16 protein-coding genes are annotated in these 17,996 nt (G+C 55.6%); 3 read left to right on the top strand and 13 right to left on the bottom strand.

Going from position 1 to position 17,996, the window contains the following annotated elements:
• Nucleotides 1-3: 3 nt before the first annotated feature.
• From paaG to paaA, 7 genes are read right to left on the bottom strand one after another with little or no spacing between them, the layout of a single operon-like run.
• Nucleotides 4-792 carry a 2-(1,2-epoxy-1,2-dihydrophenyl)acetyl-CoA isomerase PaaG gene (gene paaG, locus FCH32_RS12950; RefSeq protein WP_174361018.1) on the bottom strand — a complete coding sequence of 263 codons (789 nt, stop codon included), beginning with the start codon at nt 790-792 and terminating at the stop codon, nt 4-6.
• A 2-nt stretch (nt 793-794) separates the two neighbouring features.
• Entirely contained in the window at nt 795-1,562 is a 768-nt protein-coding gene (gene paaF / locus FCH32_RS12945) for a 2,3-dehydroadipyl-CoA hydratase PaaF (RefSeq protein ID WP_174361017.1), read from the bottom strand.
• Nucleotides 1,559-2,629, bottom strand: a complete 1,071-nt coding sequence (gene paaE / locus FCH32_RS12940) for a 1,2-phenylacetyl-CoA epoxidase subunit PaaE (RefSeq protein ID WP_174361016.1) — start codon at nt 2,627-2,629, stop codon at nt 1,559-1,561. The genes paaF and paaE overlap by 4 nt, the downstream gene beginning before the upstream one ends.
• A 7-nt stretch (nt 2,630-2,636) precedes the next feature.
• A complete protein-coding gene (gene paaD / locus FCH32_RS12935; RefSeq protein ID WP_174361015.1) occupies nt 2,637-3,137 on the bottom strand; it encodes a 1,2-phenylacetyl-CoA epoxidase subunit PaaD in 501 nt (166 codons plus the stop codon).
• A gap of 12 nt (nt 3,138-3,149) precedes the next feature.
• A complete protein-coding gene (gene paaC / locus FCH32_RS12930; RefSeq protein WP_174361014.1) occupies nt 3,150-3,905 on the bottom strand; it encodes a 1,2-phenylacetyl-CoA epoxidase subunit PaaC in 756 nt (251 codons plus the stop codon).
• 7 nt (nt 3,906-3,912) lie between these two features.
• Nucleotides 3,913-4,200, bottom strand: coding sequence for a 1,2-phenylacetyl-CoA epoxidase subunit PaaB (paaB, locus tag FCH32_RS12925; protein WP_117341938.1), 288 nt, complete (start codon nt 4,198-4,200; stop codon nt 3,913-3,915).
• An 11-nt stretch (nt 4,201-4,211) separates the two neighbouring features.
• A complete protein-coding gene (gene paaA, locus FCH32_RS12920) occupies nt 4,212-5,141 on the bottom strand; it encodes a 1,2-phenylacetyl-CoA epoxidase subunit PaaA (RefSeq protein WP_174361013.1) in 930 nt (309 codons plus the stop codon).
• Between the two features lie 285 nt (nt 5,142-5,426).
• Between paaA and paaZ the strand changes: the two genes are divergently transcribed.
• Complete coding sequence (gene paaZ / locus FCH32_RS12915) at nt 5,427-7,472, top strand: phenylacetic acid degradation bifunctional protein PaaZ (RefSeq protein ID WP_174361012.1); 2,046 nt, start codon at nt 5,427-5,429, stop codon at nt 7,470-7,472.
• A gap of 47 nt (nt 7,473-7,519) precedes the next feature.
• Here paaZ and kdgA read toward each other — a convergent pair whose 3' ends face one another.
• The 3 genes from kdgA to zwf form a co-directional block, all read right to left on the bottom strand.
• On the bottom strand, nt 7,520-8,161 hold the full coding sequence (gene kdgA / locus FCH32_RS12910) for a bifunctional 4-hydroxy-2-oxoglutarate aldolase/2-dehydro-3-deoxy-phosphogluconate aldolase (protein WP_003034901.1): 642 nt from the start codon (nt 8,159-8,161) through the stop codon (nt 7,520-7,522).
• 36 nt (nt 8,162-8,197) lie between these two features.
• Complete coding sequence (gene edd, locus FCH32_RS12905; protein ID WP_174361011.1) at nt 8,198-10,009, bottom strand: phosphogluconate dehydratase; 1,812 nt, start codon at nt 10,007-10,009, stop codon at nt 8,198-8,200.
• Between the two features lie 234 nt (nt 10,010-10,243).
• A complete protein-coding gene (zwf, locus tag FCH32_RS12900; RefSeq protein ID WP_096757426.1) occupies nt 10,244-11,719 on the bottom strand; it encodes a glucose-6-phosphate dehydrogenase in 1,476 nt (491 codons plus the stop codon).
• A 365-nt stretch (nt 11,720-12,084) separates the two neighbouring features.
• On the opposite strand from zwf, the gene FCH32_RS12895 reads away from it, so the two are divergent.
• Complete coding sequence (locus FCH32_RS12895) at nt 12,085-12,954, top strand: MurR/RpiR family transcriptional regulator (protein ID WP_096759428.1); 870 nt, start codon at nt 12,085-12,087, stop codon at nt 12,952-12,954.
• Between the two features lie 121 nt (nt 12,955-13,075).
• On the top strand, nt 13,076-14,518 hold the full coding sequence (pyk, locus tag FCH32_RS12890; protein WP_096757427.1) for a pyruvate kinase: 1,443 nt from the start codon (nt 13,076-13,078) through the stop codon (nt 14,516-14,518).
• Nucleotides 14,519-14,619: 101 nt separating this feature from the next.
• Here the strand turns inward: pyk and lpxM are convergent, their stop codons facing one another.
• The 3 genes from lpxM to znuA form a co-directional block, all read right to left on the bottom strand.
• Entirely contained in the window at nt 14,620-15,591 is a 972-nt protein-coding gene (gene lpxM, locus FCH32_RS12885) for a lauroyl-Kdo(2)-lipid IV(A) myristoyltransferase (protein WP_115258765.1), read from the bottom strand.
• A 119-nt stretch (nt 15,592-15,710) separates the two neighbouring features.
• Nucleotides 15,711-17,030: a murein DD-endopeptidase MepM gene (mepM, locus tag FCH32_RS12880; protein ID WP_174361010.1), complete on the bottom strand. Its 1,320-nt coding sequence runs from the start codon at nt 17,028-17,030 to the stop codon at nt 15,711-15,713.
• 15 nt (nt 17,031-17,045) lie between these two features.
• A complete protein-coding gene (gene znuA / locus FCH32_RS12875) occupies nt 17,046-17,990 on the bottom strand; it encodes a zinc ABC transporter substrate-binding protein ZnuA (RefSeq protein ID WP_174361009.1) in 945 nt (314 codons plus the stop codon).
• Nucleotides 17,991-17,996: the final 6 nt, after the last annotated feature.

The raw sequence follows: 17,996 nt of genomic DNA, 5'->3' as shown, positions 1-17,996 counted from the left end.
GAGTTATTTCCCGCTGAACTGTGGGGGACGTTTGCCGAGGAAGGCGCTGACGCCCTCGCGATAGTCGTCGCTGCGCCCGGCAAGGCGCTGGAAATCGCGCTCAACATCAAGCTGGTCATCCAGGGAGTTGGTTTCCGCCAGCTGCAACGCTTTCTTGATGAGCCCTAAACCGTAGGTGGGTTGGGAAGCCAGATGGCGCGCCAGCGCCAGGCTGGTGTCTTTCAGCTCTGCGTCATCCACCAGTTGCCAGATCATGCCCCACTGCGCGGCTTGTTCTGCGCTCAAGCTGTCGCCCAGCAGCATCAACCCCATCGCGCGGGCGCGGGTGGTGACGCGCGGTAATACCCAGCTTCCACCGCAGTCCGGTACCAGACCGAGTTTGCTGAAAGCCATTACAAATTTCGCAGAACGCGCCGCCAGCACGATATCGCAGCCCAGCGCCAGCGTGGCACCGGCACCTGCCGCTACGCCGTTGACCGCACAAATCACCGGCTTGGGCAGCGCGGCTAAGCGGCGCACCAGCGGGTTATAAAAACGCTCCACCGACATGCCTAAATCCGGCGCGGGGCCGCTTGGGTCAACGTTACGATCGTTCAGATCCTGTCCGGCACAAAAACCGCGCCCGGCACCGGTGATCAGCAGGCAGCGAATGGTCTCGTCGCGCTCGGCCTGTTTCAGGCATTCGGACAACTGCTGGTGCATGGCGTCGTTAAAGCTGTTGAGTCGGTCCGGGCGGTTCAGGGTGATGGTCATCACGCCCTGGTCGATATCGCTAAGAATGAATGCGTCCACGGTTAACGTCCTTTGAAGGCTGGGGTGCGTTTTTCTAAAAAGGCAGCGATGCCTTCGCGACGGTCTTCGGTGGCGCTAAGCAGCGTAAACAGCTGGCGCTCCTGGGTTAGCCCGGCCTGCAAACTGACCTCCTGTGCCAGACGTAACGACTGTTTGGCGGCACGCAGCGCCAGCGGTGAGTGACGGGCAATCGTCGTCGCCAGTGTCAGCGCGTATTCGTCAGAAAGGTTGGCTGGGTGGATATCGCTGACCAGCCCCGCCTGCTGTGCCCGCTGGGCATCAATGCTTTCACCGCTGAGCACCATGCGGCTGGCCAGCGCTTTCCCGACGCTGCGAATCAAACGCTGGGTACCGCCCGCGCCCGGCATGGTGCCAAGGGTGATTTCCGGCAGACCAAAGCGGGCGTTGTCCCCGGCGATCACCAGGTCGCACAGCAGCGCCAGCTCGCAGCCCGCGCCCAGCGCGTAGCCGTTGACTACCGCAATCAGCGGCTTATTGAAAGCATCGATACGCGCCCATAAGCGCGGGCGAATATCATCAAAAGTGGCGGGCAAATCTTTTTCCGCCATTTCGTTAAGATCGGCACCGGCGGCAAAGTAGCGCGGATTGCCGCTTATCACGCAGACACTAACGCTTGAGTCCCCCGAAGCACTTTCCAGCGCCTCGGCAAGCTGGGTCAGCAACGCGTTATTCAGCGCATTACGCGCCTGCGGACGGTTCAGCGTCAGCTGTAAAACGCGGTCGTGACGGGTAATAAGGAGTTCGCTCATGCCATCCCCCGCGCATCAAAGTCGACCACCACATCGCCGCTGGTCGGCAGCGCCTGACAGCTCAGCACATAGCCCGCTGCCAGTTCGTCGGCTTCGAGGCTGTAGTTGGCGGCCATCGCCACTTCGCCGCGCACCACTTTGCATTTGCAGGTGGCGCAGACGCCGCCTTTGCAGGCGAACGGCAGGTCGGCGCCCTGTCGCAGCGCGGCATCGAGAATGCTGTCATCTTCCGCAGAGAGCGAAATCAGACGCTCACGACCGTCCTGACGCAACGTCACCGTGCGCCCTTCTGCCTGTACGCCAGTGGCGCGTTTAACGCTGGTCCCCGGCGTATTGAAACGCTCCAGGTGAATGGCTTTTTCGGGCATTCCCAGCGCACGCAGCGTGGTTTCAGCGTCGTCCATCATCGCCGACGGGCCGCAGATAAAGGCGTCGTCAAAGCGGCTAAAATCGAGCAGATGCTCAGACAGCGCGCGCAGTTTGTCGCCGTCGATGCGCCCCTGTAACAGGTCACTGTCCATCGACTCCTGGCTGAACAGATGGATCACCTGTAAACGCTGCGGATAGCGGTCTTTCAGATCGGCCAGCGCCTGACGGAACATCATGCTGTGGCTGCTGCGGTTGCCGTAAATCAAGGTGAAGCGGCTGTCGCTTTCCATCGCCAGCGTGGCTTCGATAATCGCCATCATCGGCGTGATCCCGGAACCGGCGGCGATCGCCAGATAGTCCGCGCGGCGTTCGGCCTGTGGCTGGTAGCCAAAGTGACCCTGCGGCACCATCACCTCGAATTCCATGCCCTGCTGGATATCGCTCTGGGCGAAGCGTGAAAAACGGCCACCGTCGATGGCTTTCACCGCCACGCTGATTTCTGCCGGTGAGCGGCTGCGGCAGATGGAGTAGCAGCGACGCAGTTCTTCGCCACCAAGACGGGTTTTCAGCGTCAGATGCTGGCCCGGACGGAAGGCGTAGGCGCTGCGTAGCGCGTCGGGTATGGCAAAGGTGATGGTCACCGCATCGCGGGTTTCCGGCTCAACGTTTGCCACGGTAAGCGAATGAAATGTTGTCATCGCGACCTCAAATACATTTAAAGTAATCAAAAGGTTCACGGCAGCTTTCGCAGCGATACAGCGCTTTGCAGGCCGTGGAACCGAATTCGCTAATCAGCGAGCTGTGGGTGCTACCGCAGCGTGGACAGAGCACATCCTTCGGCATTTCGTCGGCGTGACAGGCGTGGGCCTGCGGCGGGCTGATGCCGTACTGACGCAAGCGCTCGCGGGCGTCCGGGTTCATCCAGTCGGTGGTCCACGGTGGGTCAAGCTGCAACACAATGTGTACCGGCGTGTAGCCGTGCTCGGTCATCACCGCGCGAATTTCACCTAACAGATGTTCGGTTGCCGGGCAGCCGGAATAGGTTGGCGTGAAGCCAATCACCCAGCCGTCGCCGTGACGTTCCACGCGGCGCACCATGCCGAGGTCAGTAATGGTCAGCACCGGCACTTCCGGGTCGGGGATAGCGCTTAGCAATCCCCAAATGCTGTGCACCTCAGCGGGTGCGATGGCGGCAAGACGTTGCATAGCGACCTCCGTTTACCACTGCTGACCGGGGTAAGCACGTTGCAAGTACTGCATCTCTGCCAGCATCGGCCCCAGATGTTCACTGTGCAGCCCCTGTTTCCCGCCGCTACGGAACGCCGCTTCTTGCGGGATCTGCAAACCAGAATCGAGCAGCGCGGTGTGTACCGTCGCCTGCCATTCGGCCTGTAGCTCACGCGGATCGACGGCGATCCCCTGCGAAATTAATTCGATCTCCAGCTCATCGGCCTGGAACAGCTCGCCGGTGAAGCGCCACAGGTTGTCCACCGCTTGCTGCATCAGATTTGCCGAGTGTTCGGTGCCGTTACCCAGACGCTCCAGCCAGCCGCGGCTAAAACGCTGGTGATAACGCACTTCTTTCAGCCCTTTGGCGGCGATAGCGGCAAGCTGCGCGTCACGGCTGTTCACCAGGCGGCTGAACAGCGCCACGTGCCAGACGTCGATAAAGAACTGGCGGGCGAGTGTGTCGGCAAAGTTGCCGTTGGGTTGTTCAACCAGCAGCAAATTGCGGAACTGACGTTCATCGCGACCAAAGGCCAGCGTGTCTTCATCGCCGCTGCCATTGAGTTCGGCGGCATAGCTAAGGAAATTACGCGCCTGACCCAGCAGGTCGAGGCCAATGTTTGCCAGCGCGAGGTCAATCTCCAGCTCCGGCGCATGACCGCACCATTGACCTAAACGCTGGGCCAGCACCAGGCCGTTATCGCCCAGACGCAGAGCATAGGTGGCAACGGGATTTGAGTTATTCATCGTTGCCTCACATATGTTCCATGCCGTCCGGCACGGTGTAGAACGTCGGGTGACGGTAAACTTTGCTCTCAGAGGGGTCGAAAAACGCACCGCGTTCTTCCGGTTGCGAGGCGACAATTTCGCTCGCCTTCACTACCCAAATCGAACAACCTTCGCTGCGACGGGTGTAGGCATCGCGCGCGTTTTCCAGCGCCATCTGGTCATCGGCGGCGTGCAGGCTGCCGACGTGACGGTGAGACAAACCTTGTTTGCTGCGGACAAACACTTCGTATAACGGCCAGTATGTTTTGCTCATCTTTATTCTCCTTAGGCGGCGCTGCGGGCCTGCTGTTTTTCGGCATGCGCCAGCGCGGCTTCGCGCACCCATGCCCCCTCTTCCCAGGCTTTGCGTTTTGCGCCCAGACGTTCGTGGTTACAGATGCCACGCCCGTTGATGACTTCATTAAGTTCCTGCCAGTCAATTTCGCCGTAGCGGTAGTGACCGGTAGCTGCGTCGAGTTGCAGGTCAGCGTCCGGCACCTGCATGCCGAGGATTTCCACCTGTGGGACGGTGTTGTCGACAAAGCGCTGACGCAATTCGTCGTTGGAGTGCAGTTTGATTTTCCACGCCATGCTGCGGGCGCTGTTCGGCGAGTTGTCATCGCTCGGGCCGAACATCATCAGCGCTGGCCACCAGAAGCGGTTGATGGCGTCTTGCAACATTTGACGCTGTTCTTCGCTTCCTGCCGCCAGCGCCATGCAGGCTTCAAAACCCTGACGCTGGTGGAAGCTCTCTTCTTTACAGATTTTGACCATCGCCCTGGCATACGGGCCGTAGGAGGTGCGACACAACGCCACCTGATTAACGATCGCAGCGCCGTCGACCAGCCAACCGATGACGCCGATATCGGCCCAGGTCAGGGTTGGATAGTTAAAAATGGAGGAGTACTTCATCTGCCCGTCGAGCATCTTCTGATACAGATCTTCACGGGCGCAGCCGAGGGTTTCGGCGGCGCTGTAGAGGTACAGGCCATGTCCGGCTTCATCCTGCACTTTCGCCAGCAGAATCGCTTTGCGGCGAAGCGTTGGGGCGCGGGTTACCCAGTTACCTTCCGGCAGCATGCCAACAATTTCCGAATGCGCATGCTGACCAATCTGACGAATCAGCGTTTTGCGGTAGGCATCCGGCATCCAGTCCTGCGGTTCGATGGCGGTATCCTGCGCGATGCGCTGGTCAAAGCTATGTTCTTCTGTCACGTCATCACCTTATGATTCCGATAAATTCAACAAATCAATTTTTGCGAATCACTTTGTTTTATAAAAGTTACATCTTAGTTAAATAAAACCACAAATTTTGTTTGTGGATTTTGTGATGAGTACCGCAAAGGGTTTTAGTAATCCTTTTATAAACAGGCTTATATCACTATCAGGGATAGTGTCCTCGATCGCATTGTTAACAAATTATTAAAATCAGGCTTGCATTTTATGATTCAGAAAAGAACTATTTATAGCGAGATTACGTAACATATCTGGAGAATAACCATGCAGCAGTTAGCCAGCTATTTATCCGGCACCTGGCAGACCGGCCGGGGCCGCACCCGCACCATTCATCACGCCATCAGCGGAGAGGCGCTGTGGGAAGTCACAAGCGAGGGGCTGGATATGGCGCAGGCGCGCCGCTTCGCCATCGAGCACGGCGGCAAAGCGTTACAGGCGATGACCTTTATTGAACGCAGCGCAATGTTAAAAGCGGTGGCGAAACATCTGCTGGAGCTGAAAGCCGATTTTTATGCCATCTCCGCCGAGACCGGCGCGACGCGCGCGGATAGCTGGGTGGATATTGAAGGCGGTATCGGCACCCTCTTCACCTACGCAGGTCTCGGCAGCCGTGAACTGCCGGACGATACCCTGTGGCCGGAAGATGAGCTGATCCCGCTGTCCAAACAAGGTGGCTTTGCCGCGCGTCACGTGCTGACCTCAAAATCCGGCGTGGCGGTGCATATCAACGCCTTTAACTTCCCCTGCTGGGGCATGTTAGAAAAGCTGGCTCCCACCTGGCTTGCCGGGATGCCCGCGATCATCAAACCGGCCACCGCCACCGCGCAGCTAACCCAGGCGATGGTCAAAGCGATTGTCGATAGCGGGCTGGTGCCGGAAGGTGCGATCAGCCTGATTTGCGGCGGCGCGGGCGACCTGCTCGACCAGCTTGATCATCAGGACGTGGTGACCTTTACCGGCTCGGCAAAAACCGGGCAGCAGCTGCGCGTGCATCCCAATCTGGTGGCGAAGTCTGTCCCCTTCACCATGGAAGCAGACTCGCTGAACTGCTGCGTGCTGGGTGACGATGTGACGCCGGAACAGCCTGAATTTGCGCTGTTTATCCGTGAAGTGGTGCGCGAGATGACCACCAAAGCCGGGCAAAAATGTACCGCTATTCGCCGGATTATCGTGCCGCAGGCGCAGGTGAAAGCGGTGAGCGAGGCGTTGATTGCCCGTCTGCAAAAAGTGGTGGTCGGCGACCCGGCGCAGGAAGGTGTGAAGATGGGCGCGCTGGTCAATAGCGAACAGCGTCAGGACGTGCAGGATAACGTCAACCGCCTGCTGGAAGCCGGATGTGACGTGCTGCTGGGTGGCAAAGCCGATCTCAACGCTGCCGGGGCATTCTTCCCACCGACGCTGCTGTTCTGCGCGCAGCCGGATGAAGTGGCGGCGGTTCACGCGATTGAAGCATTTGGCCCGGTGGCGACGCTGATGCCGTATCAGAATAGCGAGCACGCGATGCAGCTGGCGCGCGCCGGTGAAGGTAGCCTGGCGGGAACGTTAGTGACGGCAGATGGCGCACTGGCGCGTGCGTTTATTCTCGGTGCTGCCCGCGCCCACGGTCGTATTCAGGTGCTGAACGAAGAATCTTCCGTCGAATCTACCGGCCACGGTTCCCCGCTGCCGCAGCTGGTACACGGCGGCCCGGGACGCGCGGGTGGCGGCGAAGAACTCGGCGGCCTGCGGGCGGTAAAACACTACATGCAGCGCACCGCGATTCAGGGCAGCCCGACGATGCTTGCCGCCATCGGCCAGCAATGGGTGCGCGGCGCGCAGGTGGCGGAAGACCGCGTCCACCCGTTCAGCAAATATTTTGAAGAGATCCAGCCGGGCGACAGCCTGCTGACCCCGCGCCGCACGCTGACCGAAGCGGATATCGTCAACTTTGCCTGCCTGAGCGGCGATCACTTCTACGCTCACATGGACAAAATTGCCGCCGCCGAGTCGATTTTTGGCGAGCGCGTGGTGCACGGTTACTTCCTGATTTCTGCCGCCGCCGGGCTGTTTGTTGACGCGGGCGTCGGCCCGGTTATCGCCAACTACGGCATGGAAAACCTGCGCTTTATCGAGCCGGTAAAACCGGGCGATACTATCCAGGTACGCCTGACCTGCAAACGTAAAACGGTGAAACGCCAGCGCAGCGCTGATGAGAAGGCCACAGGCGTAGTGGAATGGTCAGTGGAGATTTTCAATCAGCATCAGCAAGCTGTGGCGCTGTACTCAATCCTGACGCTGGTCGCGCGCCAGCAGGGGGATTTCCCGGCGTGAACAAACCCGATGGTGCGTTCCAGTCGCACCATCGGGCATTTAACGATTTACTGCTTCGCGCCTTCTACCGCTTCGCGAGCCAGTTTGGTAATGCGATCGTAGTCACCCGCTTCCAGCGCATCCGCCGGAACCAGCCAGGAGCCGCCGATACACAGTACGCTTTTCAGCGCCAGATAGTCACGGTAGTTGGCCGGAGAAATACCGCCGGTTGGGCAGAAACGCACCTGGGAGAACGGACCCGCAATCGCCTGCAGCGCTTTTGTCCCGCCGTTCGCTTCAGCCGGGAAGAATTTGAATTCTTTCAAGCCGTAATCCATGCCCAGCATCAGTTCAGAAACGGTGCTGATGCCTGGGATCAGAGGAATCGTCCCTTCGGTTGCCGCTTTCAGCAGAGGCTCGGTCAGTCCTGGGCTAATAGCAAACTGCGCACCAGCTTCCGTCACTTCCGCGAGCTGCTGCGGGTTCAGTACGGTACCTGCACCGACGATCGCATCCGGCACTTCTTTGGCGATAGCACGAATGGCGTCCATCGCACATGCGGTACGTAAGGTCACTTCCAGAACACGAACACCCCCTGCAACCAGCGCTTTTGCCATCGGCACCGCGTGTTCCAGTTTATTCACCACGATAACCGGTACAACCGGGCCAGTGGTGAGGATTGCTTCTGCACTTGTCTTCCAGTTTTTCATCAGAGTTTCTTCTCTCGCCTGATTACAAAATGAGTCTTAAAAATCGATACAGGTTGCGCCCTGCTCCGCACCGGACAGCTTTTCGCGCAACGCACTGAACATCTCACGCCCTGTTCCTACCCGCGATGCGCTGAGGTCAGGAATGTGGGGCTGACGAGAGGCAAGTTCCTCTTCATCGACCAGCAGCGTCAATTCACCTGTCTGTCCATTCACTCGAATGATGTCGCCATCGCGTACTTTTGCCAGTAGCCCGCCATCATAAGCTTCCGGTGTTACATGGATTGCTGAAGGCACTTTACCTGAAGCACCTGAAAGTCGTCCATCGGTAACTAACGCAATTTTGAAACAACGGTCCAATAATACACCAAGAGGCGGCATGAGTTTATGTAATTCTGGCATACCGTTCGCTTTTGGCCCCTGATGGCGAACGACCACCACGCAGTCACGGTCAAGCAGGCCCGCATCAAAGGCCGGTAACACATCATGCTGACTCTCAAAGACAATTGCCGGGGCTTCAATGATCTGGTTTTCAACCGGTACCGCGGAAGTTTTCATCACCGCGCGCCCCAGGTTGCCGCTCAGCACTTTGGTGCCGCCATGATGCGAGAACGGCTGGTCAAAGGTAGCAATCACGCTGCTATCCAGCGACTTCTCAGCCCCTTCTCGCCAGTCCAGTTCGCCGTTGTTCAGCCACGGTTCCTGGGTATAACGCGACAAGCCGAAGCCCGCGACGGTGTTGACATCTTCATGCAGCAGACCCGCATTGAGCAGCTCACGCATCAACACCGGTACACCGCCCGCGGCCTGGAGGTGGTTAATATCGGCCGGACCGTTAGGGTACAGACGCGCCATCAGCGGCACGATATCGGACAGATCGGAGAAGTCATCCCAGTTGATGAGAATGCCTGCCGCGCGCGCCATCGCCACCAGGTGCATCGTATGGTTGGTTGACCCCCCGGTCGCCAGCAGGGCCACAATACCGTTCACCACCACTTTTTCATCAATCATTTTACCGATAGGCATCCACTCGTTGCCGTTACCGGTCAGGCGTGTGACCTGACGCGCCGCCGCCGCGGTCAGCGCTTCACGCAGGGGGGCATCAGGATGCACGAAAGAGGAGCCCGGCAACTGCATGCCCATAAACTCCACCACCATCTGGTTGGTGTTTGCGGTACCGTAGAAAGTACAGGTTCCCGGCGCGTGATAAGACGCGGCTTCGGATTCCAGTAGCGCCATACGGTCAACTTTGCCTTCGGCATAGAGCTGGCGGATACGGACTTTTTCTTTGTTCGCCAGACCACTCGCCATCGGGCCTGAAGGGATAAAGATGGACGGCAGATGACCAAACGACAGCGCCGCCATCACCAGCCCCGGGACAATTTTGTCACACACGCCGAGGAACAGCGCGCCATCGAACATGTTGTGAGACAAGCCAATAGCCGCCGACATTGCAATCACTTCGCGGCTCAGCAGGGAAAGCTCCATCCCGTCCTGTCCCTGAGTGACGCCATCACACATCGCCGGCACGCCACCCGCAACCTGGCCTACCGCATTGGCTGCATGCAAGGCTTTGCGAATGATATCCGGATAATGCTCATACGGCTGATGCGCAGAAAGCATGTCGTTATAGGAGGTAATGATCGCGATATTGTTACGCAGCATGCTTTTCAGAGATGCTTTATCTTCTGGCTGACAGGCGGCAAAACCGTGGGCCAGATTCCCGCACGCCAGCTGCGAACGATGAACGGTGTTCGTCTTGGCCTGTTCGATACGGGCGAGGTAGGCAGAACGCGTCTTTTGAGAACGTTCAACGATGCGTTGTGTTACGCGTAACAAATTCGGATTCATAGAGGCTCCTAAAATTTATCTGTCAGAGCATCAGGATTAACAATGCGTTTCAGCAAGGTAACACCATGCTGAATAGCTTGCTGGCCGTAGCTCAGGGGCAAAATCGTTTCAGGCAGTGTAATAAAAAAAGCCCCGCGGGTGAATCCACGCGAGGCTTAAAAGTGCAAAAATTATTCTACAATCTGTGTTAGATCATGTTACCGGTAAAATAACACCTAATGGCTAGATGGAATTTTACTCGAATTCGTTCCAGGAACGACCGTCACGGGTGATCATGGCCACCGAGGCAACCGGTCCCCAGGTCCCAGCCTGATACGGCTTCGGTGCGTCGTTGTCCATCGCCCAGGCTTCGGTGATGGAGTCCACCCACTTCCATGCTTCTTCGACTTCATCACGGCGCACGAACAGCGCCTGAATGCCGCGCATAGTTTCCAACAGCAAGCGCTCGTAGGCATCTGCCAGGTGCGTTTGATTGAAGGTTTCGGAATAGCTCAGATCCAGCTTGGTTATCTGCAGATTATGCTTGTGGTCCAGACCCGGCACTTTGTTAAGCACCTGGATATCGACACCTTCGTCCGGCTGCAAACGGATGGTCAGCTTGTTCTGCGGCAGATCCTGCCAGGATTCTTTAAACAGGTTAAGTTCAGGCGTTTTGAAGTACACCACCACTTCAGAGCACTTGGTCGGCAGACGCTTACCGGTACGCAGGTAAAACGGCACGCCCGCCCAGCGCCAGTTGTCGATATCCACACGGATAGCGACAAAGGTTTCGGTGTTGCTGCTCTTGTTCGCACCCTCTTCTTCCAGGTACCCCGGTACTTTTTTACCTTGTGCAAAACCGGTGGTGTACTGACCACGCACCGTTTTTTCACGCACGTTCGTACGATCGATACGGCGCAGTGATTTCAGGACCTTCACTTTCTCATCACGGATGCTGTCGGCGCTCAGATCAGACGGCGGCGACATGGCGATCATGCACAGAATCTGCAGCAAGTGGTTCTGGATCATGTCGCGCATCTGACCGGCCTGGTCAAAATAACCCCAACGGCCTTCGATACCCACCTCTTCCGCCACGGTAATTTCGACGTGATCGATGGTGCGGTTATCCCAGTTGTTCACAAACAGGGAGTTGGCAAAGCGCAGTGCCAGCAGGTTTAGTACCGTTTCTTTGCCCAGATAGTGGTCAATACGGTAAACCTGACATTCTTCAAAATATTGACCGACCTGGTCGTTAATTTCGCGGGAGGTTGCCAGCGACGTTCCCAGCGGCTTTTCCATCACCACGCGCGCCGGTTTAGCGTTCAATTTCGCTTCCCCTAAGCCTTTGCAGATCGCGCCAAACGTGCTTGGCGGCATGGCAAAGTAGTTAATCGTGGTACGTGCTTTTTGATCCAGCATGTCGCCCAGACGGCTAAAGGCAGCGGTATCATTGACGTCCAGGTTACAAAACTCCAGACGACCACTGAGGGTTTCCCACAAACTTTCATCGATTTTTTCTTTCATGAAAGTTTCGAGCGCTTCGCGTACAACCTTGGTATAGGCTGCTTTGTCCCAGTCAGCGCGGCCAACTCCAATAATGCGGGTGTCCGGGTTAATCTGGCCGGCTTTTTCCAGCTGATACAGGGAAGGCAGCAATTTTCGACGTGCAAGGTCGCCCTTCGCGCCGAAAATGACCAGGTCACATGCCTGGGCTGTTTGCGTTACCGCCATGTCATTCTCCTCAGTTGAGTGTCGGGTATTCATGCCCGACACTGAATGTAATTTTATTACAGTGCACTGTACTGCTTTTACGTGATTCCGTGAACCGTAAACGCTTATCCAGCCGTGCTGTTACCGTGAACAGCGGCGTTATTGACGTTTACCGCCGCAAAATGGATAAAAAAGTCGCTTTTTTACGTGACCATGAAGGCGTAAGAAAACCCGACTCCGATCATGTATTGAAAAAAAACAACAACTTTTCTGTCCATTTTGCCCCGAATGTGGGTTCACAGGGGTAATATCTACCAGAGTTACCGCTCGATTTCCCCATATCGCTGAAATCGTTTTTGCCCATGGCCGATGAGTCTACTCACATAATGAATATGCTGGAAAAAATCCAGTTAAAACTGGAACATCTGAGCAAGTCAGAACGTAAGGTCGCCGATGTTATTCTGACCTCACCTGACAGGGCTATCCATTCAAGTATTGCCACGCTGGCTCTGGAAGCCAACGTCAGTGAGCCGACCGTGAATCGCTTCTGTCGCAGCATGGACACACGAGGCTTCCCTGATTTTAAACTGCATTTGGCACAAAGTCTGGCTAATGGTACCCCGTATGTTAATCGTAATGTCGATGAGGATGATAGCGTCGAGTCCTACACCGGGAAAATCTTCGAATCTGCCATGGCAAGCCTGGACCACGTCCGTCAGTCGCTGGATAACGCGGCGGTCAATCGGGCGGTAGATTTATTAACCCAGGCAAAGAAAATCGCCTTTTTCGGTCTGGGTTCGTCCGCTGCCGTGGCGCACGACGCCATGAATAAATTTTTCCGCTTTAACGTACCGGTTATCTATTCCGACGATATTGTACTGCAACGTATGAGCTGTATGAATTGTAGCGATGACGACGTCATTGTCCTTATTTCACATACCGGCAGAACAAAGAGTCTGGTTGAACTGGCGCAGCTGGCGCGGGAAAACGATGCCATGGTGATCGCCCTTACTTCCCCCGGAACGCCGCTGGCGCGTGAAGCCACGCTGGCAATTACCCTGGATGTACCGGAAGATACTGACATTTATATGCCTATGGTCTCTCGACTTGCTCAACTGACCGTGATAGATGTGCTGGCTACGGGATTTACTTTGCGCCGTGGTGCAAAATTTAGAGATAACTTGAAGCGTGTCAAGGAAGCGCTCAAGGAATCGCGTTTTGATAAAGAATTACTCATCAAGAGTGATGACCGCTAAAAGCAATAACGATGTTCTACCCTTTTATCATCCGGGTCGTTCATTTCTACCGTTATGTTTCAGAACGGCCGGATCAATGTTCACACGCAACACCTAGTTGTTTCAGTCAACGGAGTATTACATGTCCAGAAGGCTTCGCAGAACCAAAATCGTTACCACGTTAGGCCCAGCAACTGACCGCGATAACAACCTTGAAAAAATTATCGCCGCGGGCGCAAACGTTGTACGTATGAACTTTTCGCACGGCTCTCCAGAAGATCACAAACTGCGGGCGGATAAAGTCCGTGAAATTGCCGCCAAACTGGGACGTCATGTCGCTATTTTGGGTGACCTGCAGGGACCTAAAATCCGCGTATCAACCTTCAAAGAAGGCAAAGTATTCCTCAATATTGGCGACAAGTTCCTGTTAGATGCCAACCTGGGTAAAGGCGAAGGCGATAAAGAAAAAGTCGGTATTGATTATAAAGGCCTACCTGCTGACGTAGTGCCGGGCGACATCCTGCTGCTGGATGACGGTCGCGTACAGCTCAAAGTACTGGAAGTTCAGGGCATGAAGGTCTTCACCGAAGTGACCGTCGGTGGCCCGCTTTCCAATAACAAAGGCATCAACAAACTGGGCGGCGGTCTCTCTGCAGAAGCACTGACCGAAAAAGACAAAGCTGACATCATCACCGCGGCGCAAATCAGCGTTGACTATCTGGCCGTCTCCTTCCCGCGCTGCGGCGAAGATCTGAACTATGCCCGCCGTCTGGCGCGCGATGCAGGCTGCGATGCGAAAATTGTTGCCAAGGTGGAGCGTGCAGAAGCCGTGTGCGACCAGAATGCGATGGATGATATCATCCTGGCATCTGACGTCGTGATGGTTGCTCGTGGCGACCTGGGCGTTGAAATTGGCGATCCCGAGCTGGTCGGTATTCAGAAAGCCCTGATCCGTCGTGCGCGTCAGCTGAACCGTGCGGTCATTACCGCCACGCAGATGATGGAGTCGATGATCACCAACCCGATGCCGACCCGTGCAGAAGTGATGGACGTGGCGAACGCCGTACTCGACGGCACCGACGCCGTTATGCTGTCGGCAGAAACCGCCGCAGGCCAGTATCCGGCTGAAACCGTTGCCGCCATGGCGCGTGTCTGCCTGGGCGCGGAAAAAATCCCGAGCATTAATGTCTCCAAACACCGCCTCGACGTGCAGTTTGATAACGTTGAAGAAGCGATTGCCATGTCCGCAATGTATGCAGCGAACCACCTGAAAGGGGTCACTGCCATCATCGCGATGACAGAATCCGGTCGTACCGCGCTGATGACGTCCCGTATCAGCTCCGGCCTGCCGATTTTCGCCATGTCGCGTCATGAGCGTACGCTGAACCTGACCTCCCTGTACCGCGGCGTTACTCCGGTTCACTTTGACAGCGAAACCGACGGTGTGGTTGCCGCCAGCGAAGCGGTGAACCTGCTGCGTGATAAAGGCTATCTGGTTTCTGGCGATCTGGTGATTGTCACCCAGGGCGACGTCATGAGCACCATTGGCTCCACCAACACCACGCGTATTCTGACCGTAGAATAATAACCTCGCTCAATGCCTTATGTTGCTTTGATCATCAGGCCTACAGGTGGTACCTGATACAGAAAGCCTCTCAAGTGAGAGGCTTTTTTTATTTCTTCTTTTTATTTCTTCGGGTAGAGATCTTTACGTTTATACGGCTCAATCTCACCGGGTTTGCGGGTTTTCAGCAGTTTTAAAATCCAGGTGTACTGCTCGAGGTGCGGCGCGACAAAAATCTCCACCTCTTCATTCATGCGTCTGGCAATGGTGTGGTCATCTGCGGTCAGGATGTCATCCATCGGCGGGCGGACCTGAATCGTCAGGCGATGTGTTTTTCCGTCATACACCGGGAACAGCGGCACAACCCGCGCATGGCAAACCTTCATCAGGCGACCAATAGCCGGCAATGTTGCTTTGTAGGTGGCAAAAAAATCAACAAATTCGCTGTGCTCGGGACCATGATCCTGATCCGGCAAATAGTATCCCCAATAGCCCTGACGCACGGACTGAATAAAGGGTTTGATGCCATCATTACGCGCATGCAAACGGCCACCAAAACGACGGCGTACCGTGTTCCAGACGTAATCAAAAACAGGATTACCCTGGTTATGGAACATCGCGGCCATTTTCTGGCCCTGCGAGGCCATCAGCATGGCTGGAATGTCGACACCCCAACCGTGCGGGACGAGAAAAATGACCTTTTCCTCGTTGCGGCGCATCTCTTCTATGATCTCCAGACCTTGCCAGTCAACCCGGTTTTGGATTTTCTCCGGGCCACGCAGGGCAAGCTCTGCCATCATCACCATCGCCTGCGGAGCCGTTGCAAACATCTCATCGACGATGGCTTCGCGCTCGGCTTCGCTGCGCTCTGGAAAACACAAGGATAAATTAATCAGCGCTCTGCGGCGCGAACTTTTCCCCAACCGTCCGGCAAGACGCCCCAGCTTCGCCAGCACAGGATCGCGAAACGATGCGGGCGTTAATGCAATCCCTGCTATCGCCGCCACACCCAGCCAGGCACCCCAGTAGCGCGGATGGCGGAATGATTTATGAAATTCAGGGATATATTCAATATTCTTTTTTTTCGTTTCCATGCTCTTCCAGTGTCTGGTACCGCGAAAAATAAATCTGTTGATAGTGTAGCGGCGCGTCGTGCCCCGTACAAAATAAAAAAGCCGGCACGCATCGCGTACCGGCTTTGTCAGTATGCTGATTAATCGAAGCGCAACTGAGGCAGAACCTCTTTCACCTGCGCCAGGTACTCGGTACGATCCGAGCCGGTCAGCCCTTCTGTACGCGGCAGCTTCGCCGTTAACGGGTTCACGGCCTGCTGGTTAACCCAGACTTCATAATGCAAGTGTGGTCCAGTTGAACGTCCGGTGTTACCTGACAGCGCAATACGATCGCCGCGTTTTACTTTTTGTCCTGGTTTGACTAACAGTTTACGCAGGTGCATGTAGCGGGTGGTGTAGGTACGACCATGACGCACCGCGACATAGTAGCCTGCAGCGCCGCTGCGCTTCGCAACAACGACTTCACCATCACCTACCGACAGTACCGGCGTACCCTGCGGCATCGCGAAGTCGACGCCTTTGTGCGGTGCCACACGTCCGGTTACCGGATTCAGGCGACGCGGATTAAAGTTAGACGAGATGCGGAACTGTTTCGCGGTCGGGAAACGCATAAACCCTTTCGCCAACCCGGTACCGTTACGGTCATAGAACTTACCGTCTTCGGCACGGATCGCGTAATAGTCTTTACCTTCAGAGCGCAAACGAACGCCCAGCAGTTGGCTTTGCTCACGTTTGCCGTCCAACATTTCGCGAGACATCAGCACCGAGAACTCATCGCCTTTTTTCAGTTTGCGGAAGTCCATCTGCCACTGCATAGCCTTAATCACCGCACTGATTTCAGAACTGGTCAGCCCGGCCTCTTTGGCGCTGGCGACGAAACTGCCGCCGACGGTGCCCTTGATACGGCTGTTAACCCAGTCGCCCTGCTGCATTTCACTGCTCATTTTGAAGCCCGTCGCAGTACGATCGTACATGCGGGTTTCACGGCGAGAAACTTCCCAGGTCAGGCGCTGCAAATCACCGTCAGAGGTCAGCGTCCAGGAAAGCTGTTGGCCAATCTTCAGGTTACGCAACTCTTTGTCCGAGGCGGCAAGCTGGCTGATATCGCCCATGTCGATACCATACTGATTCAGGATGCTGCTCAGCGTATCACCGGTCGAGACAACATATTCGTGAACGCCCACCTCGCCGGAGGTTTTGTCATCCAGTTCATCCTGAGGAATCGCTTCATCTTCCTGAGCAGCCTGATCGATAGGTTCACTGGCCTCAGGCAACAGCGAACGAATCTCGCTTTTTTCAAGTTCGATGGTTTTGACAATCGGTGTAGCATCGGGATGGTAAACGTAAGGCCGCCAAACGGCGACGGCCAATGTAAGAACGGTCAGCGACCCCAGCATAACGCGATGGGGTCGGGGCAGATTATTAAATGCCAGAGCGACAGAGCGGGCTATCTGTTGCACGTATTCACTTCCTCATTAATCTCCTTTCAGGCAGCTCGCATACTGGTTGGCTAATTGGTTCAGAAACGAAGAATAGCTTGTTTTACCCAGTTTGATGTTTGTTCCGAGGGGATCCAACGTTCCCATTCGAACGGATGTCCCTCTCGCAACGGCTTCAACGACCGCTGGCCTGAACTGTGGCTCAGCAAAAACGCAGGTTGCTTTTTGCTCAACCAACTGTGTTCTTATTTCATGTAAACGCTGCGCACCAGGTTGAATCTCAGGGTTCACGGTAAAGTGACCAAGCGGTGTTAGTCCGTAATGTTTTTCGTAGTAGCCGTAGGCGTCATGAAAAACGAAATACCCTTTCCCCTTGAGCGGTGCGAGCTCGTTACCTACCTGCTTATCGGTTGCGGCTAATTGTGCCTCAAAATCCTTCAGGTTGGCGTCAAGTTTGGCTCGACTTTGCGGCATAAGTTCCACTAATTTTTCATGGATTGCAACCGCTGAGGCCCGCGCTATCTCTGGGGAAAGCCAAAGATGCATGTTGTAGTCGCCATGATGGTGATGTTCGTCACTTTTTTCACCGTGGGCGTCATTGTGTTCATGATCGTCATCATCATCGTCGCCCCCTTTCATGAGCAACGGCTTCACGTCATTGAGTTGCGCAATCGTTACCTGTTTCGCGTTAGGAATATTCTTGACAGATTTTTCCATAAACGCTTCCATCTCGGGGCCAATCCAAACAACTAAGTCCGCGCCCTGTAAGCGTTTTACGTCTGACGGACGCAATGAGTAATCATGTTCGGATGCACCATCAGGCAGGAGAACCTCGGTATCCGTAACCCCATCAGCAATCGCTGAAGCGATAAACCCTAACGGCTTAAGCGAGGCAACGACGGCGGCATTTGCTGCCTGTGTTGCACTCCCCCAAAGAGCAGCGGATAATGCTGCGAAAAGAAGCGTATTTTTATGTAACATAATGCG

The organism is Citrobacter gillenii, from assembly GCF_013337685.1.
Classification (GTDB): Bacteria; Pseudomonadota; Gammaproteobacteria; order Enterobacterales; family Enterobacteriaceae; genus Citrobacter; species Citrobacter gillenii.
The sequence above is the reverse complement of the archived record's forward strand: the minus strand, read 5'-3'. Positions and strand labels throughout refer to the sequence as shown.

Bases quoted from the DNA above. Each gene is read 5' to 3' on its own strand.
- paaF (WP_174361017.1), bottom strand. From the start codon at position 1,562: ATGAGCGAACTCCTTATTACCCGTCACGACCGCGTTTTACAGCTGACG.
- paaE (WP_174361016.1), bottom strand. From the start codon at position 2,629: ATGACAACATTTCATTCGCTTACCGTGGCAAACGTTGAGCCGGAAACC.
- paaD (WP_174361015.1), bottom strand. From the start codon at position 3,137: ATGCAACGTCTTGCCGCCATCGCACCCGCTGAGGTGCACAGCATTTGG.
- paaC (WP_174361014.1), bottom strand. From the start codon at position 3,905: ATGAATAACTCAAATCCCGTTGCCACCTATGCTCTGCGTCTGGGCGAT.
- paaB (WP_117341938.1), bottom strand. From the start codon at position 4,200: ATGAGCAAAACATACTGGCCGTTATACGAAGTGTTTGTCCGCAGCAAA.
- paaZ (WP_174361012.1), top strand. From the start codon at position 5,427: ATGCAGCAGTTAGCCAGCTATTTATCCGGCACCTGGCAGACCGGCCGG.
- kdgA (WP_003034901.1), bottom strand. From the start codon at position 8,161: ATGAAAAACTGGAAGACAAGTGCAGAAGCAATCCTCACCACTGGCCCG.
- edd (WP_174361011.1), bottom strand. From the start codon at position 10,009: ATGAATCCGAATTTGTTACGCGTAACACAACGCATCGTTGAACGTTCT.
- zwf (WP_096757426.1), bottom strand. From the start codon at position 11,719: ATGGCGGTAACGCAAACAGCCCAGGCATGTGACCTGGTCATTTTCGGC.
- FCH32_RS12895 (WP_096759428.1), top strand. From the start codon at position 12,085: ATGAATATGCTGGAAAAAATCCAGTTAAAACTGGAACATCTGAGCAAG.
- pyk (WP_096757427.1), top strand. From the start codon at position 13,076: ATGTCCAGAAGGCTTCGCAGAACCAAAATCGTTACCACGTTAGGCCCA.
- lpxM (WP_115258765.1), bottom strand. From the start codon at position 15,591: ATGGAAACGAAAAAAAAGAATATTGAATATATCCCTGAATTTCATAAA.
- znuA (WP_174361009.1), bottom strand. From the start codon at position 17,990: ATGTTACATAAAAATACGCTTCTTTTCGCAGCATTATCCGCTGCTCTT.